Below are 16,267 nucleotides of genomic sequence, written 5' to 3'. Positions count from 1 at the left end.
CCGGCGTCGCCATAACGGAAGGTGTAAGACGCCGCCCCGGTTTCGGGAGTGTTGGACAGATAGAAGGTCGCGGTGGTCGGGTCGAAGCTGCTGACGGTGTCCTTGCCATCACCATCCCAGTCACCACGGATCGGCACCATGGGGCTGTTGCCGTACGCGATGGCCGGGCGGGTGGCCACGTTCGAGCTCTGGCTGTCGGACAGGTAGAACTCCAGGACGCCGAGGTTCGGCGAACCGCCGTCGATGCCGACCGGTGAGGAGTAGCCGACGATGTCGATGTCCGATCGCGAGTAGCTGTGGGCCTTGATCGCGTCGCCGCTGTTGCCCTCGATCGTGTAGACGGTGCTCGCGTTGGACGAGGTGACGATGCCGACGTGGTCGATGTCCCCGCTCTGGTCCCAGTCGAACACCAGCGCGTCCCCGGGCTGAGGGGTGTAACCGCTGGAGCGGGCGTGCCAGGTGCCGTACGTGGTCCCGTAGTCCTTGAAGGAGGAGGCCCAGCCGGTCAGGATGCCCCCGCTGGTCTCGGCCACGTCCGCGTAGCGCACCCCGGCGGTCTTCCAGACGTACTTGGAGAAGTCGGCGCACCAGTCGCTGTTGCGGAACTGCACGCCGTCCCCCGAACCGCAGCCGGAGGCCGACTTCCACGTGCGGAAGACCCCTGTGTAGTAGTTGCACCCGCTGCCCATGGGGTTCTCCTTGTTGCGGGCCGCCTTGCCGGCTTCCGCCTGCGCGACCGAGACGATCGTGTCCCGGCTCGCCGCGGAGGCCGGGGCGGTGAGGGCCGCCTGCAGCCCGACCACCGAGATCGTCGCCGACAGCAGGCAGGTGGTGGCGCGCTTGGCCATCGAGTTCTTCATGACGTCCCTCTCGCTTGCGTTGCTTGACGAGAACTGAGACTGGTCGGGGTCTCTCCAAATGGACTGCAATAGCGCTGTACCGGTCCGTACTGGCATGATCGGTGCGGGCACGAAACCTGGGAGATTCACATGGAGTTACGGCTCCTGGGACCGGTGGAAGTGTGGAGCGGGGGACGGCAGGTGCTCCTCGGGGGCGCCAAGCCGCAGTCGCTGCTGGCCGCGCTCCTGCTGGAGGCGGGCCGCGTCGTCACGGTCGACAGGCTGATCGAGGCGATCTGGGAGGCCGATCCGCCGACGACCGCCCGCGGCGTGCTGCAGACCTACGTCGCCTCGCTGCGAAGAGCCTTCACCGGCGCGGGGCTGCCCGACGTCATCGTCTCCCACCGGCTCGGCTACCTGGCCGAGATCCCCCCGGACGTCCTGGACCGGGACCTCTTCCAGCGGCTCGTCACCCAGGGCAGGCAGTCCTCCCAGCAGGGGCGGCACGAGGAGGCGGGCGAAACCTTCCGTGCGGCTCTGCGGCTCTGGCGCGGCGAGGCCCTGGGCGGGATCGGCGGTGCGTACCTGCGCGCGGAAGCCGTACGGCTGGAAGAGCTGAGACTGGCGGTCACCGAGGAGCGGATCGCCGCGGACCTCGCGGCCGGGCAGGACGAGCGGCTCATCGACGAGCTGGCCGAGCTGGTGGCGCTGCACCCGACGCGCGAGCGGCTGCGCCGCGACCTCATGGTGGCCCTGTACCGGGTGGGCAGGCAGGCCGACGCGCTGGCCGTCTACCAGAAGGGCCGCCGGGTGCTGATCGAGGAGATGGGCGTCGAGCCCGGGCCCGAGCTGCGCCAGGCGCAGGAGGCCATCCTGCGTTCGGACCCCGCGCTGGCCAGGCCGGTCAAGGCCGCGCCCCGCATGCCGCGCCAGCTGCCCTCCCCCGTGCCCGACTTCACCGGGCGCGAGAAGGAGATCCTGGCGCTGCGTGACCATCTCACCGGCTCCGGCGCCACCCCGATCTGCGTCATCTCCGGCCAGGGCGGCGTCGGGAAGTCCGCCCTGGCACTGCGTACGGCACACGAGATCGCGCACCACTATCCCGACGGGCAGCTCCACGTCGAGCTGCGCGGCACCACAGGCACGCCGGCCGGTGCCGAGGAGGTGCTCGGGCGGCTGCTGCGCGAGCTTGAGCCCACCGGCGCGCCGCTCCCGCTCACGCTGGAGGAGCGCGCCAGCCGCTACCGGACGCTGCTGGCCGACCGGCGCCGGCTGATCGTGCTGGACGACGCCGCCTCGGAGGCTCAGGTACGCCCGCTGCTGCCGGGCAGCGAGGGCTGCGCGGTGGTCGTCACCTCCAGGAACCGGCTCGCCGGGCTGTCCGGCGCCATGCTCGTCGACCTCGGCATGCTGCCGCCCGACGCGGGCATCGACCTGCTCATCCGCATCGCGGGCGAGGAACGGATCACCGGCGACCCGGAGGCGGCGGCGCGCATCGTCGGCCAGTGCGGTGGCCTGCCGCTCGCACTGAGGGTCGCGGGCGCGCGCCTGGCCTCGCGGCGCCGCTGGTCGGCTCAGCGGCTGGCCGACCGGCTCGCCGACGAGCAGCACCGGCTCGACGAGCTGGCCGCCGGTGACCTGGAGGTACGCGCCAGCATCGCCCTCAGCTACGACATGCTCTCCGCCCAGGAGAAGCGGGCGCTGCGCCGGCTGGGCCTGCTCGGGCTGCCGAGCTTCCCCCTCTGGGTGGCCGCGACCGCCGTGGACATCGGCCCGCGCGAGGCCGACCAGCTGCTGGAGCAGCTCGTGGACACCTCATTGGTCGACGAGGTGGACCCCGACGAGACCGGTCAGGCCCGTTACCGGCTCCACGACCTGGTCAGGCTGTTCGCCGGCGAGCGTGCCCGGGCCGAGGAAGGGGCCGAGGAGCTGACGGCGATGACCAGAAGGGTGCTGGGCGGCTGGCTGTGGCTGGTCGAGCAGGTCAGCAAGGTCGTCCCGACCGGGGCCGTTCCCCTGCGCGTCACCCCCGGGCTGCCGCACCCGGTGGGGGATGAGGCGGCCCGCCCGGCGCTGGCCGACCCGCGGGGCTGGTTCCGGAGCGAGGAGGAGTCGCTGATCGCCGCCGTCGAGCTGGCCGCCTCGATGGACCTCGACCAGCTGGCCGTCGACCTCGCCTCCGCGCTGTCCCTGGTGGCCCTCGGGAGCAGCCAGTACGTCGTCGACGACCCGTTCACCTCCTGGCACCGCACCCACGAGGCGGCGCTGGCCGCGGCGCGCCGCACCGGCAACGTGCTCGGCGAGGCGAGCCTGCTGGCGGGCCTGGGACAGCTCTACTACGAGCGGGACTTCTACAGCGAGTCCCGCCAGTACCTCGGCCAGGCGCTTTCGCTGTTCCGCGAGGCCGCGGACGTACGAGGAGAGGCCTCCACCCTGGCCGCCCTCGGCGCGGCGTGCCGCGAACAGGGCTACCTGGCCGAGGCGCTGCACTTCCTCGGCGAGGCCGAACCGCTCTGGGAGCGCCTGGCCGACACCGCCGCCATCGCCCACGTCAAACGGCTGACCGGCACGGTACGCCTCGAACGCGGCGACTACGCCGCCGCCTGGACCGACTTCACCACGGCCCTGACCCGCTACCAGGAGGCCGGCAGCCAGCGCGGCGCCGGGCTGACCCTGCGCAACATGTCGCTGCACCACCGCGCCAGAGGCGAGTACGACCTGGCCGAGAAGGTGTGCGAGCAGGCGCTGGAGATCTTCCGGCAGCTCGGCGACCGGCTCATGGTGGCCTACTGCTCCCGTTCGCTGGCCAAGGTCAGGCTCCGGCTCGGCGGGCACGAGCAGGCCCGGCGGCTGCTGGAGGAGGCGCTCGGCGTCACCCGGACCCTGCACGACCGCTGGGGCGAGGCCTGCACCCTGCGTACCCTCGGCGAGCTCAACCTGGCCGAGGGCCGCCTCTACCAGGCCAAGGCTGATCTGGAGGAGTCCGTACGGCTGTGGGAGGCGCTGCGCCTGGGCCTGTTCCGGGCCCGTACCCTGCGGGACCTGGCGCTGGTCCACGAGGCCCTCGGCGATGACGCCACCGCCCGTAGGACCCGGGCCGAGGCGCTGGAGGTGTTCCGGCTGCACGGCGCCCGCGAGTACGAGGAGATGTCGCAGTAAAACCCGTTTCAGAGGGATTACAGCGGTCTTGGATCCCGCTGCTGAACCATGGCGACGGCACGCCTCATGTGGCGTGTCCATGGTTCACAACGGAGGGCTTCCATGCCGAAGATCGTGCTCCTGTCCGACCCGCGGATCGCCGCGGTTTCCGTCAAGGAGTGCGGGGAACCGCTCGTGGACCTGCGCACCGTGGAGGCCATCCGCGTCGATCCGAGGCTGGCCGACCGCGAGGGGGCCTACGCGCACGTACGGCTGAGCGTGGCCGACCGGCTGGTGGCCGCGCAGACCCGGCTGCCCCGCGAGCTGCGCCTGCTGATCACCGAGGGGTACCGTCGGGTGGGACTGCAGCAGCAGTACTTCGACTCATCGGTCTCCCGTCACCGCGCCGCGCATCCCGGCTGGGACGAGAACCGCGTTCACGTCGAGGCCAGCAGATACGTCTCCCCGCCCGACGTGGCCCCCCACGTCACCGGCGGCGCGGTCGACCTGACCCTGTGCACCTCCACCGGCGACGAACTGCCGATGGGCACGCCGGTCAACGCCACCCCGCCGGAGGACGGCGAGGCCTGCTACACCGCCTCGACCGCCATCTCCGCGGAGGCCACGGCGAACCGGCACATCCTGGGCACCGCCATGACCTCCATCGGCTTCGTCAACTACCCGACCGAGTGGTGGCATTGGTCCTACGGCGAGCGCTATTGGGCCTTCACCACGAGCGCTCACCACGCGCTGTACGGCCCCTGGGAGTTGCCGTCCTGAAGTGGACGGCTCGGCCGGCGGCAGCACACCGTCACGGGCCGGCCCCGATGACGACGACGTCGTACGTGTTGCCGTCCAGGTCAGTTTCCCTTCGCGGCGCGGCCGAGACGGAAGGCCGAGATGAGGAAGAAGATGCCGCCGGGGATCGCGTAGCCGGCCGCGTTGGCCAGCGTCGGGTCGGCCGCGGAGGCGCCGACGATGAAGGACGCACCGGCGAGTACGGAGATGCCGCCGCTGATGATCATCGGCCACTGGCCGCCCATCTTGCGGCGGGTGACGCCCACGATCAGCTGGACCAGCCCGGCCACGACCGCCCAGGCGCCCCACACGCGCAGCACGGCCGGGATACCGGACGCGCAGGCGATGGCCACGCCGACGGCGGTGATCAGGCTGACCGCGATGTTCACGTACAGCAGGGCAGGTGATCCGGTGGCGCGCGACGCGCGGGCGTCGATGACGGCGGCGGCCACGTCGAACAGCGGGTAGAGCACGAGCAGGGTGACCGCGAGCGGACCCAGGTTCGAGGCGGTCGTGAACATCGCGAGGGCCCAGACGATGGCGAACGCGAACCGGACGAAGTACAGCCGCCGCAAAGCGGACGCGGTCCCGGAAAAACCGGGCGAAGCAGCGATCGTGCTCATGATGATCCTTTCGGTGGATGAGCGATGTGGGGAGCGGCCCGTGGTCGGCCTTCTCGTCCGGTGGGGGGTCCTGCCAGGCCGCCGCCTCGCTCGTGCCTAGCTAGACCGAACGTTCTGTCTCGGCACAGCATGGCAACGTGCGGCGCAGAATGTCAAGACCGAACGTTCTACCCCCTAAGATGGCCGTATGCCCAGCCAATCCGAAGGCCGGCCGTCCGAAGCGCGGTCCCGGCTGCTCAACACGGCCACCCGGCTCTTCTACGCGGAGGGCATCCACGCCGTCGGCATCGATCGCATCGTCGCCGAAGCGCAGGTGACGCGGGCCACCCTCTACCGGCACTTCCCCGGCAAGGAAGACCTCGTCCTCGCCTACCTGAACGAGGTCGACCGGGCCATGCGGGGTCAGGCGGACGAGGCCGTCGCCGCCGGACTACCGGCCGCCGGCACCATCCAGGCCCTCAGCGAGTCCATCGCCCAAGGCATCCGGTCCCCCGGCTTCCGGGGATGCGCCTTCCTCAACGCCGCCGCCGAGTATCCCGACCCCGAGTCCCCGGTGCACAAGGCCGTGCTCGCCCACCGCCAATGGTTCCTGGAAACCGTCACGGAGCTGCTGGCCAGGATCCAGGAGACCGGCGCCGAGCCCGCCGCCCGCCACTTCGTGATGATGCGCGACGGCGCCATGGCCGCCGGCTGCCTGTTCGACCCGGTGCTGATCTGCGAGACCTTCCTGCGCGGAGTCGAGAGACTTCTGCAGGTTTACGCCGTCACCGACTACAGCGGACCGGCGGGCGCCTGAAGCCGCAGGCCTCCGCCGGCGAACGCTCTCAGCGGAGGGAGTCGGGGAGCAGGTGCTCGTGCGCCGCGAGCAGCCTTTCCCGACGTTCGCCCTGTACGGGCCGAAGACGCCGGAGGAGTCGAGAGCCGGCTTCAGGGCCGGCGGGATTCACCTGTCCGCCGAGCAGGTCGCCTGGCTACGTGGCGGGTGAGTAAGATCGCAACGAGGATGATGCTCTCGTGACGATTCCGGCGAACGGCAGCCGACGGATGCCCGCCGGGCTCATCGCGCTGACCCTCGGCAGCTTCGGGATCGGCCTGACCGAGTTCGTGATCGCGGGCCCGCTCCCCCAGGTGAGCCTGAGCCTGGCCGTGTCCGAGGCCGCGGCGGGGTGGCTGATCTCCGGATACGCGCTGAGCGTCGCGGTCGGCGCGATCGTGGTGACCGCCGCCACCAGCGGGCTGTCCCGCAAGTCGGTCCTCATCGGGCTGGTGGCGCTCTTCGTCGCCGGCAACCTCCTTTCCGCCGTCGCGTCCGACTATCCGGTGATGCTGCTCGGCCGCGTCGCGCGGCCCTGCACCAAAGATCGATCCTGCACGCCAGGGTCCTCGAGCTGCCCAACTGAGAAAGGAAAAGGGAGCCGCGGGATTCGCGGCTCCCTTTTCGCATGCGTTCCATAAATGATGTTGGAAAGGCTCGGGAGCGCCCCGCCGCATGACGAAGGGCCCCCGACCCGTAGGTCGGAGGCCCTCCTCGTGGCGGTGGTGGTGGGATGTGAACCCGTCCGCCCACCCCTGTGGGCCTGTGATGATTCGCGTACTACCTGGTAGGGGCGGACGTATCCAGACTCTCCCGGACGGAAGCGGACCTGCCCTGCGGACGTCGAGTCTGTGAACCAGATCGTGAACCTCTCGGCGAGGCATGACCAACAACCCAATAACAGAGCACACGCTCCAAAAAGGTGTATCGTTGGCGGCGTCTCGATGGGCCGGGAGCCGGGAGTCCTGGTGTTCGCAACCTCAACGGCCCTGCTCCGGCTCGTGATGATCACGGCGTTCCACGTCGCCGTCCCATGTCGGGGACGGCGACTCAAGCGGAAGGATGAGTAGTTGAGCAGCAAACTGGCGGCCGTTATGGGGAGCGTACTGATCGCAGGCGGCCTGCTCACCGGCCTCGCCGCCCCGGCCAGCGCGACCGGCCCCTGCGGCAGCGGCTACAACAGAGTCGGCGTCTACGCCATCCCGGAGAGCGGCACCAGGGTCGGCACCCTGGAGGTCTACTACAACTCCAGCTCGGGCAAGAACTGCGCCCTCACCTACGGCTACGGCTCCACGGCGGGAACCACCACCTTCAAGGGAGTGAGCATCAGGCTTTCTGGTAGCTATCAGGGCGAGACAGAGGGTGGAAATTACGTGTATTACGCCGGGCCTGTGTACACCTCGGCTCCCGGCAAGTGCATCGATGTACAAGGAAGTGTCAAGAACGCAAAACGCTGGGTGGGCAGTGTGCACTGCGGCTGACCATGCCCTGAGCGGGACTGCAGACGATCACAAGCGATCCAGCACGCGATCTCCTCGGCGGTCGGCACCTCGTCGCGCGTCACGGCGCGTACCGACGTCGGCGGTGCATTCGGTGACGGGCAGCCCGCCGAGCGGGCCGACGCGGGTGCCGTCCTCCAGGGTGACGATGGCCGTGCGGACGTGCCGATTGAACTGGCGCAGGTAGCCGATGCGCTGAACTTCCTCGGCGGCGCCTGGGATAGCCTGCGGGACGGTTCTCACCGGCGAGCTCGACGAGGTTCTTGAAGCGCTTGGCGATCGTGTGTGAGTCGCAGGTTTCGGTGTCGCATCCGTTCTCACGCCTGCCGTCGATATACCAGACGACGCGGTAGCTCACGCACCCCTTCGCGCCCTTGCGCGGTTCGATCGATGCCATTCTCTGGCGGTCCGTTCGCGCAGGCGTACGTAGTCGCCCACGAGTACGGCCACCACGTCCAGAACCTGCTCGGTCGGCCGTGCCCGAGGGCCGTGATCAGCGGCAACCTTGTCACCGCCCTGACCCCACCAAACAATCTCATCCCATTCATGCATGCCGGTTGACCTGCCTCTCGAACCGAGAGGCAGGATTCTCCGCGTTCTGATCAATTCAGCAGAGACGAGTAATGGATTCCGTTCCAGCCATTCTGGTGGGCGACAACCCGCCGTCCGTCCACAGCGAGGCCTTCCATGTCGCAGGGTTCTTCGCGCCGGAAGCGGTCATCCGGCGCGAGGGCTCGATGGGTATCGACGTTCACATCGCCGTGATCGATTCTCGCGTATCGCCTGCGAGACAGGCCATAGTGGCCGCGTTGTTCCTGCGTAACGCAGGAATGACCGCGTTGATCGGACATCCCCGGCTGGTGCCCGCCGATCTCGTCGAACCACTTCACGCATACATGGCGCAGGCCCAGGCTCTCGCCAAACCCGTTCGGACGGAAGTTCTCATCATGGAAGACGCCATGCATTTAACAGACGAAATAGACGACGTCGTACGAGCATTCGAATGCGAAATCATATGACCGATGAACCGCTGCGGAAGCCCTTGCGCGTGGCGCTGCTGCTCGGCGGCGCGAGCGCGGAACGTGATGTCTCGATCGCCAGCGCGGCTCAGGTCGTCCGAGCTCTGCGCGGGCTCGGCCATCGTGTGGACGCGTTCGACACGGCAAAAGGCAGGCTCACCGCGGTCGACGAAGAACGCATGCTACGGGCCTCGGTCCCGTCCACACCACCCCCTCCGGTCGCGCTCCCCGCGGTGGGGCTGAACCTCCGGCTGGTGGAGGAACTGCTCGGTGCGGACCTGGCTTTTCTCGCCCTCCATGGGGGAGCCGGCGAGAACGGCGTCGTGCAGGCGCTGCTCGACTCCGTCGGATTGCCGTACACCGGAAGCAGCCATCTGGCGAGCACCGTCAGCATGGACAAGGACCTGTCCAAACGCCTGTTCCGCGCGGCCCAGGTGCCCACTCCCGACTGGCATCTGCTGCGAGCCGGCTGCGAAGCCGACACCGTTCCCGTCGACGGTCCTGTGATCGTCAAGCCGAACACGCAAGGGTCCACGATCGGCCTGACGCTCGTCAAGAAGCCGGAGGGACTGCCCGACGCCGTCCGCATGGCGCGGATGTATGACGCGGAGATCCTCGTCGAGCAGTTCGTGCCGGGACGTGAGTTCGTGGTCGGCGTCCTCGACGGCGAGGCGCTGGCGGTCGGCGAGATCGTTCTCCACGGCAAGGAGATCTTCGACTACGAGGCCAAATATCAGGTCGGCGAGGCGCTGGAGGTCTTTCCCGCCGACATCTCCGGTGCCTTGGAAACCGACCTGAAGATGCTGGCGGTCAGGGCGCACGAGAGCCTCAAACTGGGCTCCTACAGCAGGGTGGACTTCCGCGTGGACGACCACGGCCGGATCTGGTGCCTTGAGGTGAACACCCTGCCGGGGCTGACCGCCACCAGCCTCTTCCCGCAGTCCGCTGCCGCGGCGGGAATCGCATTCCCGGAACTGTGCGAGCGCATCTGCCGGCTGGCGGTCCGGGCGTGACCGCTGTCGAGTTCGAGCACATCGAAATCCGGGAGAACGGAGATCCGCTGGTGGATCTGCGTACGTATCCCTTCGAGCTGTACCCCTCCTATTTCTCCCGCGGCCTCGCCCCGACGAGCGCGATGTACTTACGGCGGACCGTCGCCGACAGGCTCGTCCACGTCCAGCGGTCTTTGGCGCCGCTCAGCTTCACAATCTGGGACGGCTATCGATCGCGGGCCGTGCAGAAAAACATATATGAGGACTTCCTTGACACCTTGCGCATCAAACACCCGGATCAGGATGAGGAGGAGCTTCGAAAAAGAGCGGAGATCTTCGTCACGGATCCTCGGAGCTCGCGTCGCATACCTCCCCATACCACCGGCGGAGCCGTGGACCTGACGCTGGTGGATGAGCATGGGCGCGCCCTCGACATGGGCACGCCGTTCGATCACTTCGGCCCCGAGTCGGCAGCGCTCTATTTCGAGGACAATACAGAGAACACGGCCGTGCGGGACCGTCGACGGATACTCAGGGACGCCATGGTGGGGGCCGGCTTCCGGTGTGACGCCGATGAGTGGTGGCATTTCGACTACGGCAACCAGATTTGGGCCGTGCACTACAAGAGACCGGTTGCCCTCTACGGCGAGATCGACGATTACAGCTGATATTCGCCGGTTGGGTTGTGGTGCGTCCGCAGGATGGCTGCCATGGCGCGAAGACGGCCCTGGTCAGCCTGCCGCCGGTTCGGTGAGCCGGGCTTCCAGATCGGCGATCATCTGGGCCGGCAGGCTGTCGTTCTCGTGCCGGACCGCCTGCGGGCCGAGTGTGTAGATATGCCTTCCGCCATCCGGACCGGGTCGGAGCCGGTCAGGCGCGCATGCCCCGGCGTAGGAGCGACCACACACGGACTGCTGCGCCGTCATTGAAGACGGCCAGTACGAGGCCGAGCCGGTCGGGAAAGTGCCGATAGAGACCGCCCTGGCCGACTCCCGCAGTGCGAGCGACCAGGCTGAGCGGCGCGTCGTAGCCGACGGTCGCGGACATGGCTCTCACACCACCAACCGGACAACATCGTCCGCATGCTCAACATCAGCATGCCCCGCATTCGACAATGATCAGTCAGACGGGCTACATTGTTACCGGACAGCACTGTCCGGTTGTGATACTCGCTCCCGACAGGAGAGGACGTTGAGCGCTTTCGACAGCAAGATCTGCCTGGTCACCGGCGCGGGCTCCGGCATTGGCCGGGCGATGGCGGTCGCCTTCGCCAAGTCCGGCGCTCGCGTCGTGGTCTGTGATGTCAACGAAGAGAGCGCTCATCGCACCGCTGCCGACATCGGCGACGAGGCGGCGGTCACGGTCCTGGTGGAAACGGCGATCGACGCGTACGGCCGGATCGAGGCCGGGATACGCGGCGGCGCGGCCGGGGCCGCGGGCGGAATGGGCCGAACCGCGCGAGGGCTGCCCGGTGGCGCCGATCCGGCCGACCGGTGCTGACCCGCTGACAAGTTCGCGTACTGGTCCGACACGCTGGCCAGCCTGGCCGCCCGCTTCCCACCTGATCACCCGAATCGGAAGGGCATCCATGGAACACTCTCCGACGCCGCCTGCCCGCCTCACAGTCGCGGACCTGGGCTTCGACCCGGACGTGCTACGCGCCAGGTACCGCCACGAACGCGACCGCCGGTTGCGGCCCGACGGCAACGCCCAGTACCAGGGCGCCCGTGGCGAGTTCGGCTACTACGCCGCCGACCCGTACACCGAACGCGCCGAGCGGGAACCGGTCCGCGACCAGGTCGAGGCGCTGGTGGTGGGTGGCGGCTTCGGCGGGCTGCTCACCGGCGCCAGGCTCCGCGAGGCCGGCGTGGACGGCATCCGGATGCTCGACGAGGCCGGCGACTTCGGCGGCACCTGGTACTGGAACCGCTACCCGGGCATCCACTGCGACATCGAATCATCGGTCTACCTGCCGCTGCTCGAAGAGGTCGGCTACCTGCCCACCATGCGGTACGCGCCCGGCGAGGAGATCCGCCGGCACGCCGTCGCGATCGCCGAACTCTACGACCTGTACCGCGACACGCTGTTCCACACCCGCGTCACCGAGCTGCGCTGGGACGACGCCGCGGCCGAGTGGCAGGTGCGCACCGACCGCGGCGACGACTTCCGTGCCCGCTACGTCGTCATGTCCTCCGGCACCCTGACCCAGCCGAAGCTGCCCGGCATCCCCGGCATCGAGACGTTCCGCGGGCACACCTTCCACACCAGCCGCTGGGACTACGGCTACACGGGCGGCGACCAGAGCGGCGGCCTGCACCGGCTCGCCGGCAAGCGGGTCGCGGTCGTGGGCACCGGCGCCACCGGGATCCAGGTCATCCCGCACCTGGGGCGCGACTCGCAGCACCTGTACGTCTTCCAGCGCACCCCTTCGTCGGTCGACGTGCGCGACAACCGCCCCACCGACCCGGCCTGGGCCGCCTCGCTCAAGCCCGGCTGGCAGCGGGAACGGATGGCGAACTTCCTCACCGTCGTCACCGGCGGGCCCGCCGAACAGGACCTGATCGACGACGGCTGGACCAGCACCGCACGGCTGCAACGCCACCTGATGTCCGGCACCGTCGACACCGACCTGTCACCCGAGCAACGCGAGTACCTCGACGAGATCGCCGACTTCCAGAAGATGAACCAGATCCGCGCCCGCGTCGACGAGATCGTCGACGACCCGGCCACCGCGGAGCTGCTCAAGCCCTGGTACCGCTACATGTGCAAGCGGCCCACCTTCAGCGACCACTACCTGCAGACGTTCAACCGGCCCAACGTCACCCTGGTCGACACCGCCGACCACGGCGGCATCACCGCGATGACGGAGTCGGCGGTCGTGGTCGGCGAGCACGAGTACGAGGTCGACTGCGTCATCTTCGCCACCGGCTTCGAGGTCGGCGTCTCCGGCATCCTCTCGGGCGCCCTGCCGGTGTACGGCCGGGACGGCGCTCCCCTGCTCGGCACCTGGCGGCAGGGCCCCCGCACGCTGCACGGCTTCTACGGCCACGGCTTCCCGAACCTGTTCCACCTGGGCCCGCTGCAGAACGCCTCCGCGGTCAACTTCGTGCACATCCTGCACGAGCAGGCCACCCACATCGGCGCCGTGGTCGCCGAGGCTCGCCGGCGTGGCCTCGGTGTGGTCGAGCCGACCAAGGACGCCGAGGACGCGTGGGTCGCCACCATCCGGGAGCTGGCGCCGGACCACAGCCGGTTCCAGGCCGAGTGCACGCCCGGCTACTACAACAACGAGGGCAAGCCCCGCCGGGTCAGCCAGACGTACGGGCCCGGTCCGGTCGCCTTCCACGACCTGCTGCGCCGGTGGCGTACCGAGGGCGGCATGGACGAGATCCTGGCGGGCGACCGATGAGCCGCCGCACGGCCGAGCCGCTGGTCCGGGCGAGCCCGCTGTGGGGGTCGAACGGCATGGCCTTCGGACCCGACGGGCGCCTGTACGTGGCCCAGTTCCTCGCCGGTCAGATCAGCGCCGTCGACCTGGCCACCGGCGACGTCGAGGTGGTCGTGCCACCGGACGGGCCGCTGCACTCCCCCGACGACCTCGCCTTCGACAGCGACGGCGCGATGTACGTGACCGACCTGGTCCCCGGCCGGGTGTGGCGACGGGGCCCGACCGGGAACTTCACGCTCGTCACCGGCGAGCTCACCGCGCCCAACGGCATCGCCTGCGTCGGCACCCGGGTGTTCGCCAACGAGATGATCCCGGGTGGACGCCTGCTGGAGCTGTCCCCGGCCGGCGACGAACCCACGGTGCTCACGGCGGGCCTCGCCATGGGCAACGCGATGCAGCTCGGCCCGGACGGGCAGCTTTACTATCCGCACATGCTCACCGGCGAGGTGTTCCGCATCCCGCTCGACGGCGGCGAGCCGGAGCTGGTGGCCGCGGACGTCCGGGATCCGGTCGCCGTGCGCTTCGACCGCGCCGGCGCCCTGCTGGTCCTCGCCCGCGGGGCGAGCGGGATCGTCACGCGCGTCGACCTGGCCGGCACCGGCGACCGGTCGGAAATCGTCAGCGAGCTCAACGCCCTGGACAACGCCGCCTTCGACGCCGACAACCGGATGTTCGTCTCCAGCTACGCGCATGGCGGCGTCGCCGAGCTCGCGACCGACGGACGTACCCGCCAGATCGTGCCCCGCGGCCTCGGCGGCCCCTTCGGGGTGACCATCGATCTCGGCGGCGGCGTCCACGTGGCCGACCACTACCGCCTCACCCAGCCCGCCGACCGGCCGGACGAAGACGTCACCACCACCGAGCAGCTGACCTTCGTGCACGGCATCGCCGCCGACGGCGACCTGCTCCACACCACCTCCCAGTACGGGCACGTACGCACCTACGACCGCCGCTCCGGCACGGTACGCACCCGGGCCGACGGCCTGAACCGGCCGCTGGGCATCGCCGTGCGTGCCGACGGCACCCTGCTGGTCGCCGAATCCGGCGCCGGCCGCATCGTCGCCATCGACCACGACGACCAGGTCAGCGTGCTGGCCGAGGGCCTCGGCCGCCCCGTCGACGTGGCCGTGGACGCCGGCCAGCGCTGCTACGTCAGCGACGAGCGGCTCGCCGCGGTGTACCGCGTCGAGCACGGCGTACCCGTGCCGCTGGCCGACGGGCTCGGCGCCCCGCAGGGCATCACCGTCCACGGCGGCACCATGTACGTCGTCGAGACCGCCCACCGCCGCCTGCTCGCCGTCGACCTCGCCACCGGCGACGTGGAGGTCGAAGCCGGCTCGCTTCCTGTCGCGTCCGCGGCCGGCCTGACCGGCCCGGAACCCGGCCTGTTCATCCCGCCCGGCCTGCCCGGAATGCCGCGGCCGTTCGCCGGGATCGCGGCCACGGCGGACGGCTCCCTGGTCATCGCTGCGAACGGCGACGGCAGCGTGCTGCTCCTGCACCCCGAAGAAGCCGCACCTGGCCGGAGTGACCGCTGCGCCCGCGATGCCTGAACGCGGCTCAGATCAGTTTCAGCGCGCTGCGGACATCGCTGAGCAGGGTCGTGATCGCGCGTTCCGCGGCGTCCGGGTCACCGGTGCAGATGGCCTCCATGACGGCCTCGTGGAACCCGATGGTCTCGGGGACGGGGTAGTCGGACCGTACCGGCGCATGTCCTGCGCCGCGGCGCGCAGCGGGGCCGCTGGTCGGCGGAGGCCCGCAGCGTGGCCAGGTGCGCCGCCGATGCCCGCTGCCCCGGGCGGTGACTACGTCCTGTAGCGGTACAGGATCCGGCCGCGGGTCAGGTCGTACGGGCTGAGCTCCACGAGCACCCGGTCATACGGCAAGATCTTGATGTAGTTCTTCCGTATCTTCCCGCTGATGTGCGCCAGTACCTTGTGCCCGTTCTCGAGTTCCACCCTGAAGGTGGCGTTACGCATGCACTCGATGACCGTGCCCTCTATTTCGATACCGTCTGGTGATCTTGCCATCGTTCTCTCACCTCTTCACTACGAATTCCGTTGACGCGAGCCGCAGGGCGGCCTCAACGGAGCACCAATTCCAGGTTGCTGCCCGTACGCCGGGCCCCGATGCCCTCGAACAGCGCCATGGCCGCCCGGTTGGACTCGTTCACTTCGGCCGAGGCCGCTTCGGTGCCGCTGTGGTGCAGGGCACCCAGGACGTGGGCGAGCAGCGCCCGGGCGACGCCGCGGCGCCGCCGGTCGGACCGGACCGCGATCAGCCCGATCCGTGGCCGCCTGGTCACCGCTGCCAGCCGGACCAGGCCCACGTACTGATCGGGCCGTGCGGCCACCGCGTACTTCGACGGATCCAGCACGATCGGGCCGGGCACCACCTCGGCGGGCATCTCCTGCCAGCCGACGGTGGCCTCGACCTCGTCGCGAATCGCGCGGTCCAACGTACGCAGTGGGGCCTCTTCCACCTTGCCCGCGGTCACGATCGTCACGCCCTCCGGTGGTGGCACCGAATCGAGGCCCGTGATCCGCGGGTCGGTGGGCACGAGGTACTCCCACTCCCGGCGTCGGATCGCGAACCCGGCACGCTCCCACTGCGACGTCAGGTCAAGGTCGGCCTCGTCGACCACCGTGTGCAGCGGCCTCGGCAGGTCCGCCAGAATGGCGTCGGCGAGCCGGTCGAAGACCTCGCCGTCCCACGCGTCGATGCTGAGGAACATCCGTCCGTCGGGCCTGCGTGACATGTCACCGCGGCCGACCACCCGGTCGCCCTCGACGGCGTGCCATTGCCGCTCCGCAACCTGACTGATCGCTACGGCATGCTCGCCGGTGCCTGACGGGAAACTATCAGAATTCATAGGTTGTCACCTTTCGGGATTGCCTTGTCGAGGCGCTCCCGGCGACACCTATGTCAGTCGCCCGACCGTGACGACGAGGGGAGCACCCACATCGATACAGCGTTCATGGGTCTCACCTCCTCGTGCGGTGTCACGGTTCGCAGGACGCTATCAACACGCGGATCGTCGCGTCCAACCATTTTCCCGGGCAGCCCGGGCCATGGCCGAGCGGATCCACGGGACGGT

Annotated in this window: 19 protein-coding genes; 13 read left to right on the top strand and 6 right to left on the bottom strand. The window is 69.4% G+C overall.

What is annotated here, in order from left to right; translation table 11 throughout:
* A partial coding sequence (locus tag AB0L65_RS61650; protein WP_364266933.1) for a CHAP domain-containing protein occupies positions 1–860 on the bottom strand: 860 nt, incomplete at its 3' end.
* A gap of 129 nt (positions 861–989) precedes the next feature.
* Between AB0L65_RS61650 and AB0L65_RS61645 the strand changes: the two genes are divergently transcribed.
* A complete protein-coding gene (locus AB0L65_RS61645; protein ID WP_364266930.1) occupies positions 990–3,998 on the top strand; it encodes a BTAD domain-containing putative transcriptional regulator in 3,009 nt (1,002 codons plus the stop codon).
* Positions 3,999–4,100: 102 nt separating this feature from the next.
* Entirely contained in the window at positions 4,101–4,757 is a 657-nt protein-coding gene (locus tag AB0L65_RS61640) for a M15 family metallopeptidase (protein WP_364266927.1), read from the top strand.
* 80 nt (positions 4,758–4,837) lie between these two features.
* Here the strand turns inward: AB0L65_RS61640 and AB0L65_RS61635 are convergent, their stop codons facing one another.
* Entirely contained in the window at positions 4,838–5,398 is a 561-nt protein-coding gene (locus AB0L65_RS61635; protein WP_364266924.1) for a hypothetical protein, read from the bottom strand.
* A 187-nt stretch (positions 5,399–5,585) separates the two neighbouring features.
* On the opposite strand from AB0L65_RS61635, the gene AB0L65_RS61630 reads away from it, so the two are divergent.
* From AB0L65_RS61630 to AB0L65_RS61615, 4 genes are all read left to right on the top strand, one after another.
* Entirely contained in the window at positions 5,586–6,194 is a 609-nt protein-coding gene (locus tag AB0L65_RS61630; RefSeq protein WP_364266921.1) for a TetR/AcrR family transcriptional regulator, read from the top strand.
* 52 nt (positions 6,195–6,246) lie between these two features.
* On the top strand, positions 6,247–6,384 hold the full coding sequence (locus AB0L65_RS61625; protein WP_364266918.1) for a hypothetical protein: 138 nt from the start codon (positions 6,247–6,249) through the stop codon (positions 6,382–6,384).
* Between the two features lie 28 nt (positions 6,385–6,412).
* Positions 6,413–6,853 carry an MFS transporter gene (locus tag AB0L65_RS61620; RefSeq protein WP_364266915.1) on the top strand — a complete coding sequence of 147 codons (441 nt, stop codon included), beginning with the start codon at positions 6,413–6,415 and terminating at the stop codon, positions 6,851–6,853.
* 429 nt (positions 6,854–7,282) lie between these two features.
* On the top strand, positions 7,283–7,693 hold the full coding sequence (locus tag AB0L65_RS61615) for a spore-associated protein A (protein WP_364266912.1): 411 nt from the start codon (positions 7,283–7,285) through the stop codon (positions 7,691–7,693).
* A 27-nt stretch (positions 7,694–7,720) separates the two neighbouring features.
* Here the strand turns inward: AB0L65_RS61615 and AB0L65_RS61610 are convergent, their stop codons facing one another.
* On the bottom strand, positions 7,721–7,954 hold the full coding sequence (locus AB0L65_RS61610) for a hypothetical protein (protein ID WP_364266909.1): 234 nt from the start codon (positions 7,952–7,954) through the stop codon (positions 7,721–7,723).
* Between the two features lie 147 nt (positions 7,955–8,101).
* On the opposite strand from AB0L65_RS61610, the gene AB0L65_RS61605 reads away from it, so the two are divergent.
* The 4 genes from AB0L65_RS61605 to AB0L65_RS61590 all read left to right on the top strand — a co-directional run bounded on the left by AB0L65_RS61605 (position 8,102) and on the right by AB0L65_RS61590 (position 10,390).
* Positions 8,102–8,272 (top strand): neutral zinc metallopeptidase, encoded by a 171-nt coding sequence (locus AB0L65_RS61605; protein ID WP_364266906.1) that lies wholly within the window; start codon positions 8,102–8,104, stop codon positions 8,270–8,272.
* 62 nt (positions 8,273–8,334) lie between these two features.
* Positions 8,335–8,730 carry a hypothetical protein gene (locus AB0L65_RS61600; RefSeq protein ID WP_364266903.1) on the top strand — a complete coding sequence of 132 codons (396 nt, stop codon included), beginning with the start codon at positions 8,335–8,337 and terminating at the stop codon, positions 8,728–8,730.
* Positions 8,727–9,743 carry a D-alanine--D-alanine ligase gene (locus AB0L65_RS61595; RefSeq protein ID WP_364266900.1) on the top strand — a complete coding sequence of 339 codons (1,017 nt, stop codon included), beginning with the start codon at positions 8,727–8,729 and terminating at the stop codon, positions 9,741–9,743. The genes AB0L65_RS61600 and AB0L65_RS61595 overlap by 4 nt, the downstream gene beginning before the upstream one ends.
* On the top strand, positions 9,740–10,390 hold the full coding sequence (locus AB0L65_RS61590) for a M15 family metallopeptidase (RefSeq protein ID WP_364266897.1): 651 nt from the start codon (positions 9,740–9,742) through the stop codon (positions 10,388–10,390). Before AB0L65_RS61595 ends, AB0L65_RS61590 begins: the two co-directional genes overlap by 4 nt.
* 202 nt (positions 10,391–10,592) lie before the next feature.
* Here the strand turns inward: AB0L65_RS61590 and AB0L65_RS61585 are convergent, their stop codons facing one another.
* Positions 10,593–10,769: a helix-turn-helix domain-containing protein gene (locus AB0L65_RS61585; RefSeq protein ID WP_364266939.1), complete on the bottom strand. Its 177-nt coding sequence runs from the start codon at positions 10,767–10,769 to the stop codon at positions 10,593–10,595.
* 144 nt (positions 10,770–10,913) lie between these two features.
* On the opposite strand from AB0L65_RS61585, the gene AB0L65_RS61580 reads away from it, so the two are divergent.
* The 3 genes from AB0L65_RS61580 to AB0L65_RS61570 all read left to right on the top strand — a co-directional run bounded on the left by AB0L65_RS61580 (position 10,914) and on the right by AB0L65_RS61570 (position 14,723).
* On the top strand, positions 10,914–11,222 hold the full coding sequence (locus AB0L65_RS61580; RefSeq protein WP_364266894.1) for an SDR family NAD(P)-dependent oxidoreductase: 309 nt from the start codon (positions 10,914–10,916) through the stop codon (positions 11,220–11,222).
* Between the two features lie 88 nt (positions 11,223–11,310).
* Positions 11,311–13,131, top strand: coding sequence for an NAD(P)/FAD-dependent oxidoreductase (locus AB0L65_RS61575; RefSeq protein WP_364266891.1), 1,821 nt, complete (start codon positions 11,311–11,313; stop codon positions 13,129–13,131).
* Positions 13,128–14,723 carry a hypothetical protein gene (locus AB0L65_RS61570; protein ID WP_364266888.1) on the top strand — a complete coding sequence of 532 codons (1,596 nt, stop codon included), beginning with the start codon at positions 13,128–13,130 and terminating at the stop codon, positions 14,721–14,723. Before AB0L65_RS61575 ends, AB0L65_RS61570 begins: the two co-directional genes overlap by 4 nt.
* A gap of 252 nt (positions 14,724–14,975) precedes the next feature.
* On the opposite strand, the gene infA is transcribed toward AB0L65_RS61570, so the two are convergent.
* Both infA and AB0L65_RS61560 read right to left on the bottom strand, forming a co-directional pair.
* Positions 14,976–15,200, bottom strand: coding sequence for a translation initiation factor IF-1 (gene infA / locus AB0L65_RS61565; protein WP_350734166.1), 225 nt, complete (start codon positions 15,198–15,200; stop codon positions 14,976–14,978).
* 53 nt (positions 15,201–15,253) lie between these two features.
* A complete protein-coding gene (locus tag AB0L65_RS61560) occupies positions 15,254–16,042 on the bottom strand; it encodes a GNAT family N-acetyltransferase (RefSeq protein WP_364266885.1) in 789 nt (262 codons plus the stop codon).
* Positions 16,043–16,267: the final 225 nt, after the last annotated feature.

It is taken from the genome of Nonomuraea sp. NPDC052116, assembly GCF_040680035.1.
Taxonomy (GTDB): Bacteria; Actinomycetota; Actinomycetes; order Streptosporangiales; family Streptosporangiaceae; genus Nonomuraea; species Nonomuraea angiospora_A.
This window is presented reverse-complemented; position numbering and strand designations above follow the sequence as displayed.

Excerpts from the sequence above, each read along its gene's own strand:
- infA (WP_350734166.1), bottom strand. The coding sequence starts at position 15,200 with ATGGCAAGATCACCAGACGGTATCGAAATAGAGGGCACGGTCATCGAG.
- AB0L65_RS61575 (WP_364266891.1), top strand. The coding sequence starts at position 11,311 with ATGGAACACTCTCCGACGCCGCCTGCCCGCCTCACAGTCGCGGACCTG.
- AB0L65_RS61635 (WP_364266924.1), bottom strand. The coding sequence starts at position 5,398 with ATGAGCACGATCGCTGCTTCGCCCGGTTTTTCCGGGACCGCGTCCGCT.
- AB0L65_RS61560 (WP_364266885.1), bottom strand. The coding sequence starts at position 16,042 with ATGAATTCTGATAGTTTCCCGTCAGGCACCGGCGAGCATGCCGTAGCG.
- AB0L65_RS61605 (WP_364266906.1), top strand. The coding sequence starts at position 8,102 with ATGCCATTCTCTGGCGGTCCGTTCGCGCAGGCGTACGTAGTCGCCCAC.
- AB0L65_RS61600 (WP_364266903.1), top strand. The coding sequence starts at position 8,335 with ATGGATTCCGTTCCAGCCATTCTGGTGGGCGACAACCCGCCGTCCGTC.
- AB0L65_RS61570 (WP_364266888.1), top strand. The coding sequence starts at position 13,128 with ATGAGCCGCCGCACGGCCGAGCCGCTGGTCCGGGCGAGCCCGCTGTGG.
- AB0L65_RS61585 (WP_364266939.1), bottom strand. The coding sequence starts at position 10,769 with ATGTCCGCGACCGTCGGCTACGACGCGCCGCTCAGCCTGGTCGCTCGC.
- AB0L65_RS61640 (WP_364266927.1), top strand. The coding sequence starts at position 4,101 with ATGCCGAAGATCGTGCTCCTGTCCGACCCGCGGATCGCCGCGGTTTCC.
- AB0L65_RS61645 (WP_364266930.1), top strand. The coding sequence starts at position 990 with ATGGAGTTACGGCTCCTGGGACCGGTGGAAGTGTGGAGCGGGGGACGG.
- AB0L65_RS61630 (WP_364266921.1), top strand. The coding sequence starts at position 5,586 with ATGCCCAGCCAATCCGAAGGCCGGCCGTCCGAAGCGCGGTCCCGGCTG.
- AB0L65_RS61595 (WP_364266900.1), top strand. The coding sequence starts at position 8,727 with ATGACCGATGAACCGCTGCGGAAGCCCTTGCGCGTGGCGCTGCTGCTC.